Source organism: Paenibacillus glucanolyticus (assembly GCF_037333485.1).
Lineage (GTDB): Bacteria > Bacillota > Bacilli > Paenibacillales > Paenibacillaceae > Paenibacillus_AQ > Paenibacillus_AQ glucanolyticus.
The window spans coordinates 3211257-3231469 of the sequence record NZ_CP147845.1; the positions used below are offsets into that span (position 1 = coordinate 3211257).

A 20213-nucleotide genomic window follows, 5' to 3' on the forward strand; every position below is an offset into this window, starting at 1 on the left:
GATTTCATCCACATTCACGCATCTTGGCATATTCTATAGAGTTCGATCAACGAAGATTTTACCAACTCTTCGAACCTCTCCCAGCTTGTGTGTGGAACGAACGAATATAAGCTCCCATGTGAGTTTATATATATTTTCGTGATCATGAAGGAGGCGGTAGTGTTTATAGGGATTGAGGGTTTGGAAGTTTATTTTAAATAGGAGGTGAGTTACAAGCAGCTATGGGCTCTCAGATTAACAAAATATAATAATGGAGGAATTCATGATGCCTGAAGTACGTTTATTTTGTGTTAATAAGTCCAGAATGCTGATTACTAGCGGAATTATATTCATGCTTTTATTTGCAATGTCGCTGTTGCTTACGGAACAAGCTTCCGCCCACGGAAATGTGACCAACAGTCGTGCAGGACTCTGTGAGAGCAACGTTAATAAAAACTGTGGATTGATTATTTATGAGCCCTATAGCTTGGAAGCTCATAAAGGGTTTCCGGCCGGAGGCCCTGCCGATGGGAAAATTGCAAGCGCAGGCGTACAGCATTTCTCTCCGCTTGACGAGCAGTCGGCAACGCGTTGGTCCAAAGTGAACATAGCACCGGGTTCAAACACATTTAATTGGAAGATTAAAGTACCGCATGCAACAGCGAGCTGGAAATATTACATCACGAAGCAGAACTGGAACCCTAATGCACCGTTAACTCGCGATTCCTTCGACTTAACTCCATTCTGTACGGTGCCTTACAACGGTCAATTGCCTGGCAGTACCTATTCGGACACTTGTAACGTACCAAGTCGTACCGGATATCAAGTCATTCTAGCGGTCTGGGAAATTTCGGACACGCTAAATGCCTTCTATAATGTAATTGACGTTGATTTCGGTGGTAGCGTTGACAATATCGCACCTACTGCCCCTACAGCGGCTGTAGTATCCAATATTGGGACAACAAGCGCAACGATTACTTGGAATGCTTCTACAGACAACACAGGTGTAATTGGATACCGCATTTTCAACGGCTCCAACCAAATTGGATCGACTAACGGTGCATTAACCTTCAACGCAACGGGTCTTACAGCCAATACTGCCTATAACTTGACGGTTAAAGCGGTTGATGCAGCCGGTAACATCTCCGCCGCGAGCAATGCCGTTTCCTTTACAACGCTTCCTGTGACGGGTCCAGATACAGAGGCGCCAACAGCACCAGGCCATCTTCATGTCATGGGAACCAGAACATCCACAACGATCCCTCTCATGTGGGATGCTTCTACCGATAATGTAGGAGTGACAGGCTATCAAATTTTTGCAGGCAATACGCTGGTAGCCACAGTCTCGGGTGGAGCGACCATCGAACATCTTGTGACTGGCTTGACGCCGGATACCCTTTATCAATTTACTGTCAAAGCCGTTGATGCCGCTGGCAATGTATCCGCTGCAAGCAACGTTCTGACTGCAAGTACACCCCCAGCTCCAACCACTTATCCTGCTTGGAATTCTTCTACAGCCTATCTAGGTGGAACCAAAGTCACACATAACGGCTCCAACTATGAAGCAAAATGGTGGACACAAGGTGAAACACCTGGAGCGCCAGGTGTTGATGTGTGGAAACTGATCCCTTAGTATAAGGGATATCATACGAGCTATCTATAAATGGCGGGAAAGCATGTTCGAGATGCTGCCCGCCATTTTGTTGTAGCTGCTTACGGGCAGGATAGTACGGCATCCATGTTGAACTATGGATAGAGTGTATGAATAAGAAGTGTGACTATGAGATTGGAGAACGGAGTGACAAGTTGTTTGTAACTTTTGAGGTTATCACCCAAAAAGGCGTTGGGCTACTAAACGAGGATGCTGTTATTTCTCATCCCACAGCAAATGTGTACGGAGTTGTGGATGGAGTATCTTCATTGACAGCCTACTTAAACACCAACAAGGAAACTGGCGGTTTTATTGCAGCGAATCTGTTAAGAGACTACTTCGAATCTCTTGCTGAACTTGGAAGTCTAAGGGACCATATAGTTGAGGTCAATAATCTTCTTAGAGAACAAATGGTACTTGCAAATATTGACTTGGAGAAAAAAGAAGAGCTTTGGGGAGCGGCATTGTCCATCCTACATGTTCAGGATGATGGTGTGGAATTCATACAGACGGGGGATTGCATGATTCTGGCCGTGTATGATAATGGAGAGGTACGCCCTTTAACTTGGAGACAAGTTTCTCACTTAGAAGCACCGGCATTCGCTAAATGGCAGGAAGGAATATCGAGGGGCTTGAACACCCAGAAGGAGCTTCATGAAACCGTGATTGATACAATAACCAAGAACAGATATCAGTCTAACACGGATGGAGGCTACGGAGTCCTCAATGGGGAGAAGAATGCCGTGCGTTTCCTCGAATACGGAAAAATTAATCTGACAGGTCTGAAACATATTATTTTGATGACCGACGGGATGTTTTTGCCGAGCAGTGTCGTGCCTGAACAGAACTCGTATTGGAGCTTTGTTGCCCATGAAATATTAACAAAAGGTATCAAACTGTACACTCAAGAGTTACTGGAACTTGAAGATAGCGACCCAGAGTGTATAAACCATATCCGATTTAAGAAATCGGATGACAAGACCGCAATGGTGATTCATTTTCAAAGCGATAAACCTGACGAGTGTAGCTAAAAGAATACCGCGGCAGCTGATTTGAATGGATTAGTGCCAATACAAGGTCGATAACTTGTTGAAAACAGGTTATAAGCTGGAGAGGTAAATGTAAAAGGGAGGATTAAACAGCGTGTGGAATTATAGAAGATCAAGATTCTGGCTGCTTCTATTCTCAATTGTTATTATGTTAGCAGTTGCATCCGTACAGATTACGAACTCGAAGAATACACCATCAGGTGAGGAAGCCTCTTTGGAGCTACCAGAGAAATCAGCAGCAGAGATCTTAGGGGACCTGGCCAATCAACAATTTTCAATTCTAGGGAGTCAAATTCGTGATGATGATAAAGAAACCGTTGTCGCATTCGCAAAAGCTTTTGTGAATTTATATACCGGTGCTATTGCAGAACAACAAACAGTCTCATTTAACAATTACATATCGAACGGGAATCTTCTTGAGTACACAAATACCATGTTAGAGTTGGAACAAAGGCAGGAATTGAAGGGAGCCGTCAGGTTCATTTTCGGTTTGGAAAATGAATTTAAACAAGCAGAACTTCAGAAACTTGATGGCAACCTGTATTTCGTGGAGTTGCCTTTTTCGAACCAAGGTGCTGGAATGAGCCTCAAGCTGTTAGTTCAAGCTGAAAACAAGGCATTAAAAATCGTGGATTTATACTTTGGCAACAAAGATGGTGTGGATACGATTGTAACAGGACATCCCGCTGTCAGAAAACTTCAAGATCCCAAACGATGGGATGACCAAGTATGGGTGGATGGCGTTTTTGAAAAGCTAGAAAAAATAGGGATTTGAATGATTTCAGAAAACCAACTCTTTTTCAGAGTTGGTTTTTTTTGATACTACGATGAATTCGCTCTATTTTTCGTGCTCATTAATTTTAATGGTGATGAATCCGAGCGAGTCGGAAAACGGCTGTGCCTGGTTTCGAACCTAATGAATAGGCTTTTTTCATAGGCTATAAAACAACCCTTAGATAACAACCTAGAATATAATAGGGCAAATTCAACATAGAGGAGGATACATGTGTGGGTATCCATAACAAGAAGAAGGCCCGCTTATGTGAAAGGAACACATGCTCTAAATATCGGAAACCTATTGGCCGAATAGAAAAGAGTATTGTCTTGGACTGTAAAAAGCGAATAAAATTTTGCAGACAATCATCTATCTCGCCCAACCGACTAAGGACATTAATTGGAATCCTTGAGGAATTAAACGTCAATACCTTACGTGTATTAACAGATCCGACACCTGAGAATATCTTAGCTTTTAAAGACAATATTCGGGCTTTAGCCGATTTTGTACGTTCGCTTAATATGCGATCAGCCGCACGCGCACTTCTGTTAATTCAACTGAACCTTCTCCTTACTGCTCCTACATTTGTTGTGGTCTCAACAGCAATTCAAATCAGCCAATTATTGGTAAATATCGTTCTAGTAGTTCAACAAATAACCCAAAACGTTCAAATTCAACAAAACATCACCCAAATTATAAATAATATCCAAAATATCGTTGATAACGTAGTAAACATTAATGTTATTGGACCTACAGGACCTCAAGGCGTACCCGGACCACCAGGACCGCAGGGCCCAACAGGCATTGCTGGAGCTGCAGGTGTCACGGGAGCTACAGGAGCTGAGGGATTAGCGGGAGCAACGGGAGCAACAGGAGCAACAGGAGCAACAGGGGAAACAGGAGCAACAGGTGGAACTGGGGCAACAGGAACAGTGTCCTCTCAATTCGGTACATTTTACACTGAGGTAAATAGTACAGTGGCACCAAGCGGAACGGTTGTTCTTACAAGTGCTATAAACAATAGCTCAGGTCTTGCACTGGTAGGGGGCGGTGTTCAAATTAATGATCCTGGTGTCTATCATATAACTTATTTTGTAAGCCCATTCTCGCCGCCTACTTCTCTACCCAGCTTTGATTTACTTCTTAATGGTACTACTCATATCGTGGGTAGTGGCACTTTAACTAGTAGTACTGCTGGTCCAGGAGATCTAGGGGTTCAACCGGTAACTTGGACATTGGTAGTAGCTGGATTGAGTTCTGGTGATATCATCAGGATCCGTAATACATCTCCATTAAATGTTAACCTGAATAATACCGGAACCGCCACACAACCAGTTGTAAGGTCAGGTATTACATTATTTAAACTAAGCACAACCATTCCCTGATTCTATGATTTAATAGACGCTATGCGTAAAGGTTTTCAATGATAGGTGTGGAGGCCGCGCTGAATAATGGCACGGCCTTATTAGTCTGACTTGGTTATTCACACCATGGGTTGAATGTCTAAATGACGGACGATAAGAACTTTTCTGACGCAAGCTGCATATCCGCTCCAGCCCATACGCCACATCACGTTCCTACATACGTTATATAGAATCTGCCTAACTTTATGATAAAAAGCATACTCATTCCAAATAAGGAGTCGGTTAAATCAAATGAGATCAGAGGTTAAGCTTACAGGACGAGTGATTTTTAGGGGAGACCCTGGTTATGAAGCAGCCCGCAAGAACTGGGATCCGCATACGGACCGATATCCGAAAGTGTTCGTATTCGCTCAGAAAACACAGGATGTGGCAAACGCTATCCGCTGGGCTCGCAAGAATAATGTCCCGTTACGTCCGAGAAGTGGCAGGCATGCCCTGGAGGGCAATCTTTCACAGGTTAATGGAGGACTTGTCATCGACGTTAGCGAGATGAAGAAGATTCAATTGAACAAAAAGAGCGGTACAGCCGTTGTGGAGACAGGGAACCAGGTAGGAAGAATCGTGGATACGCTGGCGCGGCAAGGCTATATGGCGCCATTTGGCGATAGTCCGAGCGTTGGGATCGGCGGTATTACGCCGGGCGGTGGAATCGGGCCGCTGCAGCGGACAACGGGGCTCATCAGCGATAATCTGATCGAACTCGAAATGGTGGACGCGAAAGGGAGAATCATTCGAGCGAATAAGAAACAAAATTCCGATCTCCTCTGGGCTTCCCGCGGTGGTGGCGGTGGCAACTTCGGTGTCTACACCAAATACAAATTCAAAGTGCTGCGCGCTCCGGCTAATGCTACCGTATTCAGCATCATCTGGCCATGGGAGCAGTTCGAGAAAGTCGTGAAGAAATGGCAGGTATGGGCTCCTAACGCCAGCACTAAGCTCGGCAGCGAATTAAGTGTCGGTCCCAAAAAAGGCGGGAATGTCAGCATGCTGGGGGTCTACCTCGGGTCAAAAAGCGAGGCGCTTCGTCAGTTGGAGCCTATTCTTAGCGTCGGTACACCGACTCAAAAAACGATCCGTTACCTGCCGTACAGGGAAGCAACGAAGTTTTTGCTAGCCCCTGATCCAGTGCTTACGCAAAGGTTCAGTAACCAGTTCTCCAGCGGCTTTGGCAAACGCCCATTTCCGAATAAAGCTTACAAAACCATACGTAAATTCTTAGAAAAAGCTGAAGGGGGCACGCCAGCCGGCTTCTACTTCCTGAACTGGGGCGGGGCCATAAGTCGTATCGCACCTCGAGCCACCGCATTCTATTGGCGAAAACCCAAATTTTACGTTGAATGGAACAGCTCATGGGTGAAGCCATCCCATGCTGCCAGAAATATCGCCTTAGCTCGGAACACCAGGAAGAAACTGCAGCCTTACATCGTAGGTTCCTATATTAACGTTCCGGACCAAGGCATCAAATGTTCAGGGCCAGTCTATTATGGAAAGAACTACGCCAGATTAAAAAGAGTGAAAGCGAAGTACGATCCGAATAATGTATTTAACAATCCGCAGAGCATTCCTCCAGCTAAATAAGGACAGAGCAGCTAACATCGGAGTTAAGGCAGTGAGATTCAAGCGGTTCGATATGTATTGATGGTTAGATGCCGAAGAACAAGCCCTAGGGATGATCTGACCCCAATTGTTAGAGACACACACTAACAGTTGGGGTCAGCTCACCGGCTTGTTCTATTTGTTATCTCTAGTTCATTCACCCGTTTCGGCAAACCGTTGAATTCTATGACCAATCTCATCCCGAACCTTCTGGAATACTGACCATTTTTCTTCATCTGTTCCTTGGGCTTTGGCGGGATCATCAAACCCCCAATGTTCTCTTCTTACGTTCGGTGGAGTGACAGGGCATTTATCCGCAGCATCACCACACAGCGTCACAACCAAATCTGCGTTATATAGCAGTTCTGGATCGATGATATCGGAGGTTTGGTCTGAAATGTCAACGCCAATCTCATGCATAGCTCGAACAGCATTCGGATTCAGGCCATGTGCTTCGATACCCGCGCTGTAAACATTCCAGCTAATTCCCAGATGTTTTTTTGCCCACCCTTCTGCGATCTGACTCCGGCATGAGTTACCTGTGCACAAAAAGTATATCGTTTTTTTCTCCATGATGGATCTTCTCCTTATATCTGAATTACAAAACAGTTAACCACAGATAAAGCCCCAGCAAAGTAATAAATAATGTCGGGATCGTGAGGATCATCCCCGTTTTAAAGTATGTCCCCCAAGAAATCTTAACCCCTTTGTTGGAAAGCACATGAAGCCATAGCAAGGTAGCCAATGAGCCGATAGGTGTTATTTTTGGTCCCAAATCAGAACCGATTACGTTAGCATATATCAGCGCTTCTCGGATCGCTTCAGACGTCTGGGTAGCGTCAATAGCGAGCGCATCAATCATAACAGTGGGCAGATTGTTCATGATAGATGACAGAATCGCAGCAATGAACCCCATACCCATTGTAGCGGCAAACAATCCTTGATCTGCAACGGATTGTATTACTTGTGCCAGCAGGTCTGTAAGCCCTGCATTTCGAAGTCCATACACCACGACATACATGCCAATGGAGAAAAAGACAATGGACCAGGGAGCTCCTTTGAGAACCTCTTGAGTTGGGACGCTGCGGCTCCTTTGAGCAAATAGCAGGAACATAAAAGCTATGATACCTGCTATGACGGACACTGGAATACCAAGAAACTCGCTAATAAAATACCCGAACAATAGAAGCGTGAGGACATACCAGGAAATACGGAACATCAAGGGATCCTTGATGGCATCAGCTGGCTTCTTCAGGCGAGTGGCTTCAAATTGCCGCGGGATGCTTTTTCGGAAGAAGAGGTACAGGACCAAGATGCTGGTGACCAAAGAAAACAAATTCGGTATGATCATACGACTGGCGTATTCCGTGAACCCGATCCCAAAGAAATCAGCGGAAACGATATTGACCAAGTTACTTACAACGAGCGGAAGTGAGGTGGTGTCCGCGATAAATCCACTCGCAATGATGAAGGGAAATACTTTTTTCTCATCGAAATTAAGCGCCCTTACCATTGCCAACACGATGGGTGTCAGAATCAACGCTGCTCCATCGTTTGCAAAAAATGCAGCTACGATAGCGCCCAAAACACTGACGTACACAAACATACGGATGCCACTTTCCCGAGCAGCTCGTGCCATATGCAGCGCAGCCCATTCAAAAAATCCAATCTTATCTAAGATTAAAGAAATGATGATAATTGCGACAAAAGCCAGGGTTGCATTCCAGACCATTTGAGTTACGTCCCAGACGTCTTGGATATTAACTACTCCTACAAGCAACGCAAGGACAGCACCGCCACAAGCTGACCATCCGATGGATAAATTTCGAGGCTGCCAAATGACCAGAGTTAAGGTAATCAAAAAAATAATACATGCTAAAATAACAGTTACCATTACGACCTCCGTTAATGATTAAGTCAGTATTTCATCGATCATTATATAACTATGTACTTATATAAAGGGCGCAAAAAACTCATTTGCAAATGAAAGTTATATCTTTCTTATTCAGGACGTTTAAAATAGTCCTCGAATCGGGTGTGTATTCGAGTACTGACTTAATATAGGGTTTATCATCTACATTCAAGGAGTAATACACCCACTGTCCGCGCTTATCTTCTTTTACAAGGCCCTGGGATTTTAACTTCCGTAAATGCTGACTCACACCAGGCTGAGAAATCTCCAGGATATCAACAAGCTCGCATACGCAAAACTCCCGGTCCTTCAGCAAAGCCAAAATGGTGAGACGTGTACCATCGCTTAACAGTTTCAACTTTTCGACCATTTCGTGGATCTGCTCCAATTCAACACCTCCTTGCCCATTAAATATAAGTGAATACTTATATAATATTCGGATATCCGTTAAAAATCAACTGAGACAGCAGCTGAAGCTTCCATAAATTCAACCAATAAAAGGGAGACTGGATATGAAATTTTATAGCAGAAATTGGTATTATATAGGCGGTATCTTATTTGTGATCATGTCCTTCGTCATGGGCTTTTTTGGAGACGGCGTCAGCCAAATTGAAAAAATCCTGATTTTCAGTTTTATGTCATTGCTGGTTCACATTCGAAGAGTATAGACTGCCTGGCGGCTTTCCTGCTTTTTTTAATGTCATCATGAACGGTGAGAAGGAAGCGCTCGACAGATATCCGCAAAATAAGCCAGCTTGCCATGGTAGTAAACGTCGTGTTAGTTTATCCGTTCTACATGGCTGCGATTATATTTCCAGATGCTATCTGGTTAGGATTAGTAACCATGTACTTTGGATTCTCCCAAATACTCATGCATGGCATAGTAATGAACAGAAAATTAAAGAGCTTTTATAATCCAGGACTTGCGGCGAGTATTTTTCTGCATGGTCCGATAGGGGTGTATTATACTTGGTACGTTACAAAACCCATGATCTTGCGGGTACCTGGGATTATATTGCTGGCATTATTGCAATGATTGCAGCAGCGGTCATAATCGTAGCACTTCCGATCAAGCTTTTTTCAAGCAGACAGGCAAAGTATCCATTCTCGCAAGAAGAGATGGAACGATTTGGCATGTCAGAAAAAGCAAAGCGGCTTAGCGAGCCTATGAGGGTTCAAAAAAAGTAATACATTCTGTTTCTGTTTCATCATTATGTATAGATCGGAACAAGGAGGGCATCTCGCAAGATGTAAGATCCTTTGAGATACCCTCTTGCTTGTATTTCACCTTCGGGCATGGACAATAAGGGCGGGAACGGTTATTGCCCCTGTCTTGGCTGATCAGCCTCGAAATGAATCGGCGCAATGCCTGTTGCTTGCCATACTGTTCCTCTACGCTCGTACTCGAATAACTTTTCGATGGCATTCGCAATCTGTGGCCCTACTTCACGCTCAACCAAATACAAGGCCACGTCAAGTCCGGAAGTAACACCTCCGGCAGTCACCAAGCGAGGAGTATCTTCCACGATTCTTGCATCAACCGGAATTGCCCCGAGAGCTCCTAGTGCACCCATGCCTATTTGATTGGTGACAGCATATCTGTCTTTCAACAAACCACCCATAGCCAGCACCAATGAACCTCCACACACGGTAACCACTGTGACTTCCTTATTATTTAAAGCTTGTTTCATCATACTTGTTAAAGCAGTATCCTTAGCCTGCTTCAATATATTAGGAATAGAATCTTCTGATTTTCCGGCTGGCTTACCCGAAGCTCCAGGAACCACAATAATTCCAGAACGAGCGGGGTCAATTACGCCTTGCGCTTCAAGGGAGGGCCCATTCAGACCGCTCGGAACCGAACGCTTGCCTTCTGCGGATACCAATTCTACTGTGACTTTCCCTCCGGAGTACATTCCAGCGGCAGCGAATACTTCATATGGCGCTAACGCGTCCAGCAGATCGAACCCATCGAACAGTACGATTTGAACATGTACACTTTTGTCCTTGGCATCTTGATCCTTTTTTGTATTCGCACTTGCTACGGGGGCAAACAGACTTAACATAAGCGTTAACGACATGAGTAAGCTAATCATTTTTTTCATCCTATACCAATTCCTCTCGTTTTGTTTGAAAGATGATGTTTGGGATAACTAACCCCAGTGCGATAGAGCCGTAAATGTCGATGGTGTAGTCACCCGACGCGCTAGGTACGACAATGATACCCGCAATCTTCCTAGTCTCTATTAGACAGAAAATCTTTCAGCATGCGATATTCCTTCTCATCTATTTCGCCTTTGGCCATTCGCTCCTTCAGAATCATAGCAAAGTCATGTTTTTGATGATCATCTTTTTGTCGATGACGAATCGCGTATACACGAACCGCTAGGAAAGAAAACAGCGTGAGACAAAATAAAGCGCCGAACGGGAAAAATGAGAAAGCTTCATTTTCCAAACCCATATGGAAACCTCCTTCATTGAGTATTCTGTGAGAAGCCGATTTTCCGAAATTCAAAGAATCCGTGCTCCCAAATAAAAGCATAACAAACAAATATCTCAAACGAAGATGTAGAAAGGTCTCAAAATTATAAACAAATCATCACAATACAAAAGCTCGTATAAGCACTGGGACAGAGCGATTCGTAATATTGGGAAATTATAAGGAGCAGCCTTTGTTCTTTAACTTCCTCGCCAACCATCATACCCCTATAAAAATGCATGAAATTAATCGATGACTTTAACCAAGTCAAAGGGGGGATACATAATGAGCTATACCATATTGCAAACTCCAACATGAATGAAGTCAACAAGGCTTGGAGAATGATCGTGTAAGATGAAAAAAACAATACAGAATGATTCTAGCTTTGTTACGCAAATACGATCCCGTACAATATCAAGCCTACGTCTAAGATCAAAACACTCGATTTGATGCAAAGGAACCAATGCAAAATTAGAAACTGATGATGATCCGAAATGATATTAAAGGTGAGCTTGAATGGTGAAATAAACCTGCACTAGCCACAACATAATTAAAAAAAGCCGCACTCGCGGCTTTTTTATTATCTCGTCTTATCCAATCAAAATATGATCTTCCGCGTAGCCAATTTTGGATGAACGCTTTTTCTGAGCCAATGCGTAAGCCAGTGTCAAGGGACCCAGCCGTCCGGCAAACATCGTTATGGTTACAATGAATTTCCCCACGGGAGATAATTCGCTTGTCAATCCCATCGACAATCCAGTAGTGCTGAAAGCGGATGTCGCTTCAAACAGCACTTCCAAAAAATGCTCTTCCAGCATTCCTTCTGAAATGGTCAGCAATAGGGAAACTCCCAGCACAACCACCAGAGAACTCATGACAACGGCCAGTGCGCGCATAACGGTTTCGCCTGCTATTTTGCGCTTGAAGGCATGGATTTGACCACCCCCGCGAAAGGTTTGGATTGTAGCTAATATGAGTACAACAAGTGTATTGATCTTAATACCGCCGCCTGTCCCTCCGGAAGCAGCACCAATGAACATCAGAATAATAATGAAGAACTGAGAAGCTGCCAGCATACTGCCGATATCAATCGTATTAAACCCCGAGCTTCGTGGCGTTATGCCTTGAAAAAAAGCAGCCAGTACTTGTTCGCTCCCACTCAATTGGCCAAAGGTTGACGGATTCCAGCTCTCCATAAAGTATATAAATAGAAAACCAAGCAGGGACAGCGTTCCTGTCCCGACCAGAACAACCTTGGAATGAAGCGAAAGTTTTTTCCATGAACGTTTTTGGAATACATCCACAATGACGATATAGCCGAGACCTCCAATGATAAATAACAGGACAATCGTAATATTGACGATCGGATCGCCAACGAAGGGTGTCAGGCTGTCAGACCACAGGGCGAAACCGGCATTGTTGAATGCGGAAACGGAATGGAAGAGGGCGTAATAGGCCGCCTGCCCCCATCCAAAATCCGATTGCCAACGAAGTGTTAGAACAATCGTTGCCAGTGCTTCAAATGCGAAAGCGATAAGTACCATGTACATTGACAATTTAACCAAACCTTGTGCCGAAGTCGAATAGGTGGTTTGCTGGATGATGAGCCGTTGTTTCAAGCCAATTCTTTTCCCCAAAACAATGGCGACCATGACACCAAAGGTCATAAAGCCAAGTCCGCCAATTTGGATCAACATCATAATGATGACTTGTCCAAAAGTTGAAAACACGCTGCCGGTATCCAAGACAACGAGTCCGTTTACGCATATTGCTGACGTTGCCGTAAATAATGCATCCAGCAGACCAACTGAACTTCCGGTGGAGGAAGAGTGGGGAAGCGCAAGCAATGCGGCTCCGATTAATATCAATGTGAAAAAAACAAGCATGATGAGTTGGGGAGGGCTCATCTTTTTCTTAAGCTTGTTGATGAACAACTCCATTTTGCCAGGAGCGGAATGTTGTGTATTTCGATCGTTTGAATTTATAGAGGGTCTTCTCACAAATTCCACTCCCATTTCTTATTAATCTTCGTCCTTGGCATACATTTCTCTGTTTTGGAATAAAGACGAGTCTATTACTTTTCCGTGACTTATTTTTAGATATTGGACTTCTTGATCTGTTTTTATTTTTAGCAAACCGGTGTCAAAATCGGTATTCAACTCTTTGAAAAATAGTCCGCTGGCTACAGGGTTGCCCCCGGATTCCTTATTACCGATTATATAATGAGGACCCTCTTTGAAAACGGCGACTCGAATCCCTCGTTCATGGGTGTCAGTAATTTGTTCATCCATCCTCTGAACTGCCACGATGTGCAGATCCGTTTCGCCAATCTGGTTTAGGAGTTCGTTGACAAACGACCCGCGCGTAATTTCTTGCCATCGTGTTTGTCCAGACTGCCCGATGATGAGTTGGGTAATATGAAGGTTTTTGGCAGTTTCTGCTATGATTTCGGAAGCCTTGCGATCTTTGTTTGGTTTGACGATAAAGGTCGCCCCATATTCGTCGCATTTCATTTGCCACTCAGCCATATACCTTTCTTGTGTCTGATCAAGCTCATTCTCACGTAAGGGTATAACGCTCAACACAAACAGGGGACACTGAAGCAGATGGGCTAATTCACCGCCTCGGCGGATGAGGCGTTCGCCGTTCGGACCATAATACACGCATACCAGTATTTTTTCGTTGTTCAACAGATAAATCATTCCTTTCTTATTCTTCAGTAGACGGTAATTACCACATTAGCTTAAATTAAAAAGGCCTGGTTGCAGAGATATATCTGCTTCCAGACCTTGGCTGTACGAATTTTGGACAAGTCAAAGTAGAAGAGTGTTCTCTCCCAAGACGCTGACGAGGTTAGCTGTCGGATTCGGGATTGAGAGTTCCCGTTCCTTCTTAATCAGAAAGAATTCACCCCTAAAGCTTAAGCAGCTTTTGTTGGTTCCCCCGTTCCTCATAGAGGATTAAGCGTAATGCGTATAAAATTTATTGTAATAAATATTATGCTAAAATAAGCTAAAAGTAAACAGTCTGCCATGGGCAATGAATGTCATTCATGGGTTGAGGTAGAATTCAATCTTTGTTTTGTATATACTCGTTTCAAGTTATTATTTGATTACCCGAAGGTTACTTACATATCCGCACCGTCTTTTTCCTTCACGGGGTTAGCTAATCCAAACTTCTTAACCAATGGTTTGATGGTTAACCCCTGCACGAGAAGTGAGAAAAGGACAACACTAAACGTGAGCACGAGTATATCGTCGCGGCCGGCGAAGGTTGAGGGCAAACTTAAGGCGAGTGCGATGGATAAACTGCCCTTTAACCCTCCCCAATTCAAAACCATCTTCCATGATGAAGGGAAGGGTCTCAGGAAGTACAGGCTCGCGTAGACGGCCACAGTCCTACCGATGAGAACGATCAGAATGGCGGCACCGATTAACGCCCATTTGTCTGCGAAGTTAATATGTTTGATTTCGAGACCGATCATCAGGAATATCAATGAATTTGCAATCAACGTGATGACGTCCCAGAACGAATTAATGTTCATCTTGGTCGTCTCCGACATCCCGATGCGCGCTCCGTAACTGCCGAAAATCAAGCCGCCCACGACGACGGCAATCACACCGGATACATGGAAATGCTCGGCGATAAAGAAACTTCCGAAGAAGAGGAGCATTGAGAACGCAATCTCTAACGGATAATCGTCATAGAAGCGAATGAGCTGTGAGAATAGATACCCAAGCAAGCTTCCAACTGCGATACCGCCGACACTGAACTTGAGAAAGAGCAATAGGCCGCTGCCTGCTCCCGCCCAGCCCATTTCCATATATGTAAGTAAATAAACGGAAGAGATCTGAAACAACACAACGGCAATTCCGTCATTAAACAACGATTCCCCTTCAATAATCGTCACGATTTTCTTCGGTACGCCTAAAGACTTGAAGATGGAGATGACACTGATCGGATCTGTGGCGCTCATTAAAGCCGCAAAGGTAAATGCAACGACTAAAGGTAATCCCATAAGCCCGTACATGGCAAGAGCAATAAGAAGAAAAGAGAGCAAGGTGCCGCCAAAAGCAAGGGCAAGCACCGGCTTGCCTTGTTCACGAAGATGCGAGAATGGAAGCTTTAGCGTAGCATCCCCGAGAAGGATTGGCAGGAACAGGGAAATAATGATCGCTTGAAACACATTCGATTGGGTGATGAAAGATTCGGCTTCATCCAGCACCGGCACGTGGATCAATCCAAGCAGCAGACCTACGATAACAAGAGCAATAGAGTAGGGCTGATTCATTTTTTTGGCTACCGCGATAACCCCCATCGAAACCGCTAGTAGAATTAACAATTGAACGAATATCTCATTAAAATGATGCATAGAGCCCCCTCCTTAAAGAAGATAATCTCCAGTTATTGTAACTTAATGACCTCCAAACAACAAATATATTGACAAATGGGAAAAAGAGGGCGTATTTTATGAATATAAAATAAAATTAATCACAGAATCATTCCTATGCTGATTAAGGATGTGAAATACGATATGCCAAAAAAATTCTCTGACGAAGAACGTAAGTGGATTCGAGAAAAACTGCTGGTGGAGGCACGTCAGCATTTCGAAAAGTCTGGTCTCCGTAAAACGAGTGTTGAAGAATTAACGAAGGCGGTCGGCATTGCCCAAGGCTCATTTTACATGTTCTTCGGATCGAAAGAGGAATTGTATTATGAACTGATTCTGGAAGAGGAGGATCGAATCCGCAGTGCGGTTCTAGACTTATTTCCTCCGGAACAGGTCAGCAGCCAGGATAGCATCAAACGGTTTCTCTTGTATTCATTAAGGATGATGGATGAGAGCCCGCTGCTTCGACAGATGATGGATCGGGGGGAGATGGAGCTGTTGTTCAGGAAATTACCGAAGGAACTGCTGGACCGTAACTTTACCGAGGATCAGGATGCTCTCCTGCCAGTGATTGCAGCTTGGCAGAAAGCCGGCATTTTGAATGGTACGGCACCCGAATCCATCGTGGGCATGATCAGATCCTTGGCGTTTCTTACGCTGCACAGAAAAGAGATTGGAGAAGCACCATTTACAGCTACGATCGAATTGTTGGTAGAGTTATTATCTGCCGGTATGCTCGCAGTGTCCAAAGGGGCACAAGGAGGTGAGGGATTGTGATCGAAGTAAGCGGGCTTCATTTCACTTATCCCAATCGTAAAGAGCCGACCCTGCAGGGACTTGATTTTGTCATACGGTCTGGAGAAATCTTTGGATTTCTCGGCCCGTCTGGTGCAGGTAAAAGCACAACGCAGAAGCTGCTGATCGGTGTTCTGAAGGGATATCGTGGGAGCATAAAGGTAATGGGAAACGAAATTAAGGAAATCGGTCCGGAATATTACGAGCGAATCGGTGTAGCCTTTGAATTTCCTAACTTCTACAACAAATTTTCGGTTCTCGAAAATTTAAAACTTTTTCGATCTCTTTACAAGGGGAATACGGAGGATCCATTGAGATTGCTTGAACAAGTTGATTTGTCAGATGCAGCCAATATGATGGTTTCACACCTTTCCAAAGGGATGAAGATGAGGCTGAATTTCTGCAGGGCGTTAATGCATGATCCGGATATCCTCTTTCTGGATGAGCCTACCTCCGGATTGGACCCCGTGAATGCGAAACGAATAAAGGAATTGATCCTCGCGAAAAAAGCGGCAGGAAAGACGGTTCTCATAACAACGCACAATATGCAAGCAGCAGAAGAGTTGTGCGATCGGGTTGCATTTATCGTCGACGGCGAGATCAAGTTGGTTGATTCACCAAGGGAATTGAAACTCCGGAATGGAAGAAGGCTGGTGCGAGTTGAATACCGGAAGGACAGTGAGTTAGAAGAGGCTACATTTCCTCTAGATGATATGGGTCGGAATGACCGATTTCTGAGGTTTATACAGGAGTTTCCACCTGAGACTATTCATTCGCAAGAAGCATCCCTTGAACAAATTTTTATTGAGGTGACAGGGAGGCAGCTTTCATGAGAGGGCTAACCCTTTTTCTTTTTGATCTACGTTTCCAGTGGCGCCATGGCTTTTATTACGTTTATATATTCGTATGTATCTGTTACTGGATTCTGCTTCGATTCGTTCCTGAGACATATCAGGAGATAACCGCCATCGTGCTAACCTTCAGCGATCCGGCTGCCCTGGGACTTATCATGGCAGGTGGTATGGTCCTGCTGGAGAGAGATCAAGGTGTTCACGACCCGCTGTTTGTAGCGCCGGTGCACTTACGGGATTATTTACTGGCAAAAGCATTCTCGCTGTCGCTGTTATCTCTTGCGGCAGGATGGGTCATTCATATGGCAACCGGTACCATTCCCGATTCACCGTTTGCTTTTTCTACAGGTATTGTCTTAACCTCAACCTTCATGACCTTGTTGTCGATTGGGATTGCGGCACGCCAGCGGACCATTAACGGCTTTATTCTGATGGCACAAGTCTACGCGATACCACTCGTGCTTCCCTTGTTCGGTTTCCTTCAATTGTGGCATACTGACCTGTTTATGTTCCTTCCGACTGAAGGAACACTCCGCTTACTTGTTACCCCTGGTGACGGCTTATCTGCTGGCAGTGTTCTATTCTCCGTATGTCTTTTATCGCTCTGGAACATTGCTGCTTACTTCTGGGCATACCGTTCCTATACTCGACATGTGCTGATGCGGATAGGCGAGGGAGGGGCCGTACATGGAGAAATATAAATTCCTCATCATGAAGGATCTTCGGCATGCTTGGAAGGATCCTGTTCTGATGGCAGCGTTGATCGGACCGTTAGCGATCCTGTTTCTATCGAGATTCGGCTTTCCTGTTGCCGTTGATTGGCTTGAGGTAAACTATTCCTTTCACTTGGAGCTGTACCGTGGCTTTGCTGCATCGTTATTGGTTGTTACGATCCCAATGCTGACGGGAATGCTTACAGGATTGCTTATGCTCGACGAGCGGGACGAGAATATGATTGCTTATTATGCGGTTACACCTTTAACGAGTAAAGGCTATTTGTTTTATAGAATGGCTCTTCCTTTTCTGTTGTGCACCGTCCTGTCTTTTGTGTATTTGTTTTTTTCCAATTTGTCAGAAGTCCGCTCATACAATGTATTTGTGTTGCTGTTGCTGGCGTTGGAAGCACCCATGTTTTCGCTGTTTCTTGCCGCCTTCTCAACAAACAAGGTGGAAGGGTTGGCCTTGTCAAAATTAGGGGGGCTGTTCATAGCTGGCCCAGTGGTGGCCCATTTCGTGCCTGGAGCCTGGCAGGTGGTAGGCGCCTGGCTTCCAACGTATTGGCCTTCTAAGATCCCCTACCTGTTCATGCACAATGAACCTTTTCTGGCATCTGTATTTTTTGCCGGTGGTTTGCTCTTACATGGCGTGTTCTTGTACCTGATGGTAACTGTATTCATAAACAGGCGATCTTAACTGGTGCTCCGGCGTTTAATGCAGCCTGCTTGAATGATAGAATTCAAGCACTTGAAGGGAATGGAAGGTGCGTTGTTGAACGGGCCGAGTACTGCATACCCGGAAGTAAGTTTTATCGGAAATGATGAGACAAGAACATGGACCGATTGCTGGTCAGATAAGTGTGATAGAACCGGTCCATGTTTATATGGCAGTAGGCACGAGCATCTGCTAGAATAATTGCTTACTTGTTTTTAATATTAATCCATACCTAAAAGGTCTTTAACGACTATGTTAGATTCGTTAACCAGGCAGCAAGTGCTTCGCCAATTTCATGAGGCGAATCTTCCTGAGGATAATGAAGTCCACGGACGGTGATCTCCGTTTGCATTGACCAGGTACGGCAGAACTCAACATGAGATACCGGCATAGTGCCTGGATCACAGTTGATGAAGAGTTTCGGGACCGAGCTCTGTACCAACCACTCTCCGTACGTGGTTACAATCTCCGTCACATCAGCGGGATCTCCATCAAACGGAAGTTGTCGCGGCCAGGTTAACGTCGGGCGGCGGCCTTCACCAGGCAGCGAGAATGGCCGACGATATTCATTCATCTCTTCCTCGGTCAACTTACGAAGAATGCCGATTGGGAGGTTAGTCTCGATGAAAGAATTGTGTTCCAACACCATCTGTTCACCTTCCTCCGATCGTAAGGCCTGAAAAATTTTCCGTCCCCGTTCCGGAAGATCGCTCCAACTACGAGGTTGTATGATTCCCTCCATGTAGGCGATTCCTTTAACAGCCTCTCGATGGCGGTAAGCCCAATCAAATCCCAGGGCCGACCCCCAATCGTGCACCACAAAAGTAACCCGTTCGTGAACACCAATCTGATCCAACAGGGCATCGAGATAGCGACGATTCTCTACAAAGGTGTAAGAGTCGGTACCACTATGGGGAATTTTCTCTGAATCCCCCATACCTATGAGATCAGGAGCAATGCAACGACCAAAATCTTGGGCATAAGGAAGAGTTTCACGCCAGAGATAAGAGGAGGTAGGGTTGCCGTGCAGGAAGACAATCGGATCTCCACTTCCTTCGTCAACGTAAGCCATTTCTAGACCCAGTACGCGTTGACGCTTTTTTTCGTAGGGAAAAGACGGTGTAATCATTCAGAATCTCACCTTTCTATTGTTAAATTTAATATATATAAATGCTTTCATAAATGAAAGCAAGCACATACTTTCATTTATGTTATAAGAAAAGCTCCTTCGGAGCTGTTCTTAGTGAAATAATAGCTAAGGGCTAAGTGCCTTAGTAAATACACTTACACTTTCTTCAATAAATTCCTCAAGCGTATCTTCCGAGACCGCTTCTTTGGCATGTAGTCTACTGATGAAAGCCCCGTAATTCATCCACATGAACGATAAAGCTTGAATTTCAGGATTTGTGGAGACCACTTTGCCTTCTGATGACATTGTAGTTAGATAATCAGCGAGCAAATTTTTTAAGTGCTTCGGATTGCGCGAAGCCTCTTGTAGAACAGAGACGGGTAGAGTACTACTCCCTTTTAGCGCGATTGATATTAGCTTTCTGTTTCGGTTCATGATGTTATGATACGTTCGACTCACTGTAAGCAGATCCTCATGCAGATTTCCTATAAGACCCTCGTTAAAAAGCCTGGTCATCTCATTGCCATAGTGGAACCGGCTGAAGGCGGCCTCAAGCAGTTTTTCTTTCGTCCCAAAATGCCGAAATAAAGTGACCTCGTTCACTCCAGCAGCTAGCGCGATTTCTTTGGTTGTTGTGCTGTCATAGCCTTTTTCTGCCATGAGGTCCATGGTTGCCAGCAATATCTTTTCGCTTGTAGTCGGATTAGCACTCATGAGACACCCCCCCTTAATGCAAGTGCTTGCTTACATTT

General features: G+C 44.7%; 21 protein-coding genes and 1 riboswitch. Of the genes, 11 read left to right on the plus strand and 10 right to left on the minus strand.

The window, feature by feature from the left end:
- Window positions 1-265: 265 nt before the first annotated feature.
- From WDY75_RS15285 to WDY75_RS15305, 5 genes are all read left to right on the plus strand, one after another.
- Window positions 266-1612 carry a lytic polysaccharide monooxygenase gene (locus WDY75_RS15285; RefSeq protein ID WP_063480738.1) on the plus strand — a complete coding sequence of 449 codons (1347 nt, stop codon included), beginning with the start codon at window positions 266-268 and terminating at the stop codon, window positions 1610-1612.
- 128 nt (window positions 1613-1740) lie between these two features.
- Window positions 1741-2661 (plus strand): protein phosphatase 2C domain-containing protein, encoded by a 921-nt coding sequence (locus WDY75_RS15290; protein ID WP_063480739.1) that lies wholly within the window; start codon window positions 1741-1743, stop codon window positions 2659-2661.
- A 112-nt stretch (window positions 2662-2773) separates the two neighbouring features.
- On the plus strand, window positions 2774-3454 hold the full coding sequence (locus tag WDY75_RS15295) for a hypothetical protein (RefSeq protein WP_063480740.1): 681 nt from the start codon (window positions 2774-2776) through the stop codon (window positions 3452-3454).
- Window positions 3455-3687: 233 nt separating this feature from the next.
- Window positions 3688-4839, plus strand: coding sequence for a collagen-like repeat preface domain-containing protein (locus WDY75_RS15300; RefSeq protein WP_063480741.1), 1152 nt, complete (start codon window positions 3688-3690; stop codon window positions 4837-4839).
- A 270-nt stretch (window positions 4840-5109) separates the two neighbouring features.
- Entirely contained in the window at window positions 5110-6456 is a 1347-nt protein-coding gene (locus tag WDY75_RS15305) for an FAD-binding oxidoreductase (RefSeq protein WP_063480742.1), read from the plus strand.
- A gap of 171 nt (window positions 6457-6627) precedes the next feature.
- On the opposite strand, the gene arsC is transcribed toward WDY75_RS15305, so the two are convergent.
- The 3 genes from arsC to WDY75_RS15320 all read right to left on the minus strand — a co-directional run bounded on the left by arsC (window position 6628) and on the right by WDY75_RS15320 (window position 8774).
- Window positions 6628-7047: an arsenate reductase (thioredoxin) gene (gene arsC / locus WDY75_RS15310; RefSeq protein WP_063480743.1), complete on the minus strand. Its 420-nt coding sequence runs from the start codon at window positions 7045-7047 to the stop codon at window positions 6628-6630.
- Window positions 7048-7072: 25 nt separating this feature from the next.
- On the minus strand, window positions 7073-8368 hold the full coding sequence (locus WDY75_RS15315; RefSeq protein WP_063480744.1) for an arsenical efflux pump membrane protein ArsB: 1296 nt from the start codon (window positions 8366-8368) through the stop codon (window positions 7073-7075).
- A gap of 79 nt (window positions 8369-8447) precedes the next feature.
- Window positions 8448-8774, minus strand: coding sequence for a metalloregulator ArsR/SmtB family transcription factor (locus WDY75_RS15320; RefSeq protein ID WP_006210287.1), 327 nt, complete (start codon window positions 8772-8774; stop codon window positions 8448-8450).
- A gap of 408 nt (window positions 8775-9182) precedes the next feature.
- Here WDY75_RS15320 and WDY75_RS30765 point away from each other — a divergent pair, with 408 nt between their 5' ends.
- Together WDY75_RS30765 and WDY75_RS15325 are read left to right on the plus strand one after the other, a co-directional pair.
- Window positions 9183-9422 carry an HXXEE domain-containing protein gene (locus WDY75_RS30765; protein WP_409348334.1) on the plus strand — a complete coding sequence of 80 codons (240 nt, stop codon included), beginning with the start codon at window positions 9183-9185 and terminating at the stop codon, window positions 9420-9422.
- On the plus strand, window positions 9356-9574 hold the full coding sequence (locus WDY75_RS15325) for a hypothetical protein (RefSeq protein WP_063480745.1): 219 nt from the start codon (window positions 9356-9358) through the stop codon (window positions 9572-9574). Before WDY75_RS30765 ends, WDY75_RS15325 begins: the two co-directional genes overlap by 67 nt.
- Window positions 9575-9705: 131 nt before the next feature.
- Here WDY75_RS15325 and WDY75_RS15330 read toward each other — a convergent pair whose 3' ends face one another.
- The 5 genes from WDY75_RS15330 to WDY75_RS15350 form a co-directional block, all read right to left on the minus strand.
- A complete protein-coding gene (locus WDY75_RS15330; RefSeq protein WP_063480746.1) occupies window positions 9706-10491 on the minus strand; it encodes a DJ-1/PfpI family protein in 786 nt (261 codons plus the stop codon).
- A 131-nt stretch (window positions 10492-10622) separates the two neighbouring features.
- The gene (locus WDY75_RS15335; RefSeq protein ID WP_063480747.1) at window positions 10623-10847 is read right to left on the minus strand and encodes a hypothetical protein; all 225 of its coding nucleotides are present in this window, start codon (window positions 10845-10847) and stop codon (window positions 10623-10625) included.
- Between the two features lie 608 nt (window positions 10848-11455).
- The gene (locus WDY75_RS15340) at window positions 11456-12805 is read right to left on the minus strand and encodes a TrkH family potassium uptake protein (protein WP_040680688.1); all 1350 of its coding nucleotides are present in this window, start codon (window positions 12803-12805) and stop codon (window positions 11456-11458) included.
- An 81-nt stretch (window positions 12806-12886) separates the two neighbouring features.
- Window positions 12887-13555 (minus strand): universal stress protein, encoded by a 669-nt coding sequence (locus tag WDY75_RS15345; protein ID WP_231888332.1) that lies wholly within the window; start codon window positions 13553-13555, stop codon window positions 12887-12889.
- Between the two features lie 136 nt (window positions 13556-13691).
- A riboswitch (cyclic di-AMP (ydaO/yuaA leader) is annotated at window positions 13692-13842 on the minus strand.
- A gap of 150 nt (window positions 13843-13992) precedes the next feature.
- Window positions 13993-15237 carry a cation:proton antiporter gene (locus tag WDY75_RS15350; protein ID WP_063480749.1) on the minus strand — a complete coding sequence of 415 codons (1245 nt, stop codon included), beginning with the start codon at window positions 15235-15237 and terminating at the stop codon, window positions 13993-13995.
- 162 nt (window positions 15238-15399) lie between these two features.
- On the opposite strand from WDY75_RS15350, the gene WDY75_RS15355 reads away from it, so the two are divergent.
- Genes WDY75_RS15355 through WDY75_RS15370 form a run of 4 tightly spaced genes read left to right on the plus strand, consistent with a single transcriptional unit; the run spans window position 15400 to window position 18314 of the window.
- Window positions 15400-16032 (plus strand): TetR/AcrR family transcriptional regulator, encoded by a 633-nt coding sequence (locus WDY75_RS15355; RefSeq protein ID WP_063480750.1) that lies wholly within the window; start codon window positions 15400-15402, stop codon window positions 16030-16032.
- Complete coding sequence (locus tag WDY75_RS15360; RefSeq protein ID WP_063480751.1) at window positions 16029-16883, plus strand: ABC transporter ATP-binding protein; 855 nt, start codon at window positions 16029-16031, stop codon at window positions 16881-16883. The genes WDY75_RS15355 and WDY75_RS15360 overlap by 4 nt, the downstream gene beginning before the upstream one ends.
- Window positions 16880-17602, plus strand: coding sequence for an ABC transporter permease (locus tag WDY75_RS15365; protein WP_338842203.1), 723 nt, complete (start codon window positions 16880-16882; stop codon window positions 17600-17602). The genes WDY75_RS15360 and WDY75_RS15365 overlap by 4 nt, the downstream gene beginning before the upstream one ends.
- On the plus strand, window positions 17589-18314 hold the full coding sequence (locus tag WDY75_RS15370) for a hypothetical protein (RefSeq protein WP_063479671.1): 726 nt from the start codon (window positions 17589-17591) through the stop codon (window positions 18312-18314). Before WDY75_RS15365 ends, WDY75_RS15370 begins: the two co-directional genes overlap by 14 nt.
- A 268-nt stretch (window positions 18315-18582) precedes the next feature.
- Here WDY75_RS15370 and WDY75_RS15375 read toward each other — a convergent pair whose 3' ends face one another.
- Window positions 18583-19461, minus strand: a complete 879-nt coding sequence (locus WDY75_RS15375) for a haloalkane dehalogenase (RefSeq protein WP_063479670.1) — start codon at window positions 19459-19461, stop codon at window positions 18583-18585.
- A gap of 126 nt (window positions 19462-19587) precedes the next feature.
- Complete coding sequence (locus WDY75_RS15380) at window positions 19588-20175, minus strand: TetR/AcrR family transcriptional regulator (RefSeq protein ID WP_063479669.1); 588 nt, start codon at window positions 20173-20175, stop codon at window positions 19588-19590.
- Window positions 20176-20213: the final 38 nt, after the last annotated feature.

What these genes read in the sequence shown, in the direction of transcription:
- WDY75_RS15285 (WP_063480738.1), top strand. Translation starts at nt 266, where the DNA reads ATGCCTGAAGTACGTTTATTTTGTGTTAATAAGTCCAGAATGCTGATT.
- WDY75_RS15290 (WP_063480739.1), top strand. Translation starts at nt 1,741, where the DNA reads ATGAATAAGAAGTGTGACTATGAGATTGGAGAACGGAGTGACAAGTTG.
- WDY75_RS15305 (WP_063480742.1), top strand. Translation starts at nt 5,110, where the DNA reads ATGAGATCAGAGGTTAAGCTTACAGGACGAGTGATTTTTAGGGGAGAC.
- arsC (WP_063480743.1), bottom strand. Translation starts at nt 7,047, where the DNA reads ATGGAGAAAAAAACGATATACTTTTTGTGCACAGGTAACTCATGCCGG.
- WDY75_RS15315 (WP_063480744.1), bottom strand. Translation starts at nt 8,368, where the DNA reads ATGGTAACTGTTATTTTAGCATGTATTATTTTTTTGATTACCTTAACT.
- WDY75_RS30765 (WP_409348334.1), top strand. Translation starts at nt 9,183, where the DNA reads ATGGCTGCGATTATATTTCCAGATGCTATCTGGTTAGGATTAGTAACC.
- WDY75_RS15330 (WP_063480746.1), bottom strand. Translation starts at nt 10,491, where the DNA reads ATGAAAAAAATGATTAGCTTACTCATGTCGTTAACGCTTATGTTAAGT.
- WDY75_RS15335 (WP_063480747.1), bottom strand. Translation starts at nt 10,847, where the DNA reads ATGGGTTTGGAAAATGAAGCTTTCTCATTTTTCCCGTTCGGCGCTTTA.
- WDY75_RS15340 (WP_040680688.1), bottom strand. Translation starts at nt 12,805, where the DNA reads ATGGAGTTGTTCATCAACAAGCTTAAGAAAAAGATGAGCCCTCCCCAA.
- WDY75_RS15350 (WP_063480749.1), bottom strand. Translation starts at nt 15,237, where the DNA reads ATGCATCATTTTAATGAGATATTCGTTCAATTGTTAATTCTACTAGCG.
- WDY75_RS15355 (WP_063480750.1), top strand. Translation starts at nt 15,400, where the DNA reads ATGCCAAAAAAATTCTCTGACGAAGAACGTAAGTGGATTCGAGAAAAA.
- WDY75_RS15365 (WP_338842203.1), top strand. Translation starts at nt 16,880, where the DNA reads ATGAGAGGGCTAACCCTTTTTCTTTTTGATCTACGTTTCCAGTGGCGC.
- WDY75_RS15370 (WP_063479671.1), top strand. Translation starts at nt 17,589, where the DNA reads ATGGAGAAATATAAATTCCTCATCATGAAGGATCTTCGGCATGCTTGG.
- WDY75_RS15375 (WP_063479670.1), bottom strand. Translation starts at nt 19,461, where the DNA reads ATGATTACACCGTCTTTTCCCTACGAAAAAAAGCGTCAACGCGTACTG.
- WDY75_RS15380 (WP_063479669.1), bottom strand. Translation starts at nt 20,175, where the DNA reads ATGAGTGCTAATCCGACTACAAGCGAAAAGATATTGCTGGCAACCATG.